This is a genomic window from Stenotrophomonas sp. 05L414_2 (assembly GCF_056397905.1).
The window spans coordinates 1-2358 of the sequence record NZ_JBFTOJ010000285.1 but is presented as its reverse complement, the minus strand read 5'-3'; the positions used below and the strand labels follow the sequence as shown (position 1 = coordinate 2358).

Here is a 2358-nt window from a genome sequence, read left to right as displayed (position 1 = left end):
CGTTGAAAAAGTTGGATTTTTGACGCCAGAAGAGCGTGTATCACAAGGTGTCCGCCGGGCCAGTCCGTGACACTGCGTTGCAGCCATCGGCGCCGCCYGCGCTGGCGATGTTGCAGTGCATTGGATAACGTACGCGCTTCACTGCCCCCGGAGCCTGCCATGCCGCTGTCCAACCGCCGTTTGCGGGCGAGGGGAGCCGCGTGAGCGCGGCGCGGGAGAGCGGGGCACTGAAGGGCCTGCTGGCCGCGCTGCGCGAGTCGCCGGCGCTGTGGTGGTCGTTTCTGTACTTCTTCTGCCTGCTCAGCGGCTACTACGTGCTGCGGCCGGTACGCGAGGCGATGGCCGCTTCGGCCGACCTGGAGACGGTGTTCCCGGCGGCGTTGATCGCCTGGTTCGCCAGCCATGGCATCGCCCTGAAGGACTTCGTCCTGCAGTTCCTGTTCTCCTGCGTATTCGTGATCATGCTGGTGCTGCAGCCGGTCTATGGCTGGCTGGTCAGCCGCTTCCCGCGGCGGGTGTTCCTGCCGGCGGTGTACGGCTTCTTCGTCGCCACCCTGCTGGGCTTCTACGCACTGTTCGACAGCGGCGTACCGGGGCGGGGCATGGCGTTCTTCTTCTGGATCACCGTGTTCAACCTGTTTGCGGTCGCGGTGTTCTGGAGCTTCATGGCCGATGTGTTCTCCAATGCGCAGGCGCGGGCCTACTACGGCTACATCGGTGCGGCCGGCACTGTTGGCGCCTTCCTCGGCCCGATCATCACCAGTGCGCTGGTGCAGCGGGTGGGCATCGCCAACCTGATGCTGGTTTCGGCCGGCTTCCTGGTCGTGTGCCTGTTGTGCATCTGGCGCCTGCGCCACTGGGCGGTGCTGCGCGAGCGTGAGCAGCAGCTGGTGTCGGGTGAGCAGCCGATGGGCGGCAGCGTGCTCGATGGCCTGAAGCTGATCGTGCGCGAGCCCCTGCTGCGCTGGCTGGCGATCATGGTGGTGTTCGGCGTGGGTGTCGGCACCTTGCTGTACAACCAGCAGGCCAGCATCGTGCGTGCCTCGTTCAACGATGCAGGCGCTGCCACAGCCTTCTTTTCGCGCATCGACCTGGCGGTGAACGCGCTGGCGCTGTTGATGCAGCTCGGGCTGACCCGCTGGCTGCTGTCGCGCCACGGCATCGCCCCGGCGTTGCTGATTCCCGGTTTTGCGATCCTGATCGGCTTCTCGGTGCTGGCCGCATCGCCGATGCCGCTGATGGTGGCGGTGGTGCAGGTGATGACCCGCGCCAGCGAGTTCGCCCTGGCCAAGCCGGCCCGCGAAACCATCTACACCCGCGTGGACCGGCAGTGGCGCTACAAGGCCGGCGCGGCGATCGACACGGTGGTGTACCGCGGCGCCGACCTGACCTTCGCCTGGCTGCACAAGGGGCTGTCGTTGTTCGGTTCGCACGTGGTGTTCATCGGTGGTGTAGCCGTCGCCGGCTTGATGACCCTGGCGGCGTTCGGCGTGCTGCGCGAAGAGAAGAAGCTGCCGCGCGACCGTTGATTTGGGGGGGGGGCAGGCCGCCACTGCGAGCAGATGGATTCAGGCCTGATCTTTGATTGCAGTGCTTACTGGAGAAGGGAATGCCCAATGGGAGCACGCGGCGTCATGCGTTGGATGAACGTCAGTTGGAGGCGTGGGCATTTCATGCATTCAACCTGGTCAGTCGGCTTCGAATGGGGGCTCTGGAGAGCACCCTTCTAATGGATGCTCTTTCTGGTCAAGACAGCATGGGCAGGCAACTGGAGGGCAATCTGGGGCTGGTGAACTTTGCCGCGCAACGTTTTGAAGGTCGGCTCATTCTCACCGACGTCATTGGTCCCAGTTCCCGTGCATTGGCAGAGATGATCAAGGTTGCCCGTCAGGACCTGGAGTTTGACGTCCTCGCCTGCAACGAACAGGGAATGTTGAACGTACTGCGGAGAGGCAACGACCTGGAGGCCGAGTCATGGCTCAGCGCCGTTCCTCAGCTGACCGCTCCTCGGCTTCGGCCCCACTTCCAGAGAGCTTTCAGGCGGCCCACCCGCCGTTTGGACAGCCCCCGGGCTGCAGCTCGCTTGCACCTTGCTAAGAAGCGATCGGAGAGGCTGCGCAAGGAGAAGGTCTATCACGACTCTGAATTCTTGCTCTTGAACTACTTTGATCTGGCCGTAAGGCGTCTCTATCGATTTCCGCTCTGGAGACGGATGGAAGGAGTGGTGTATCTCTTCACGGAGCGGCGTCCATGCGAGGATTGTTGTCACGTCGTCACGCGACTGCTTCGTCGTTATCGCAGAATCCAGCTGGTGATCGTGAGGGTGACAGGCCATGGTTGAGGGTGACAGGCCATGGT

General features: G+C 63.4%; 2 protein-coding genes. Both read left to right on the top strand.

Annotated features, from left to right (window positions below; translation table 11 throughout):
* Positions 1-200: 200 nt before the first annotated feature.
* Entirely contained in the window at positions 201-1529 is a 1329-nt protein-coding gene (locus tag AC1DJN_RS21570; RefSeq protein ID WP_032974955.1) for an NTP/NDP exchange transporter, read from the top strand.
* A gap of 110 nt (positions 1530-1639) precedes the next feature.
* Entirely contained in the window at positions 1640-2341 is a 702-nt protein-coding gene (locus tag AC1DJN_RS21565; protein WP_478040191.1) for a hypothetical protein, read from the top strand.
* The last annotated feature ends 17 nt before the right edge of the window (positions 2342-2358 follow it).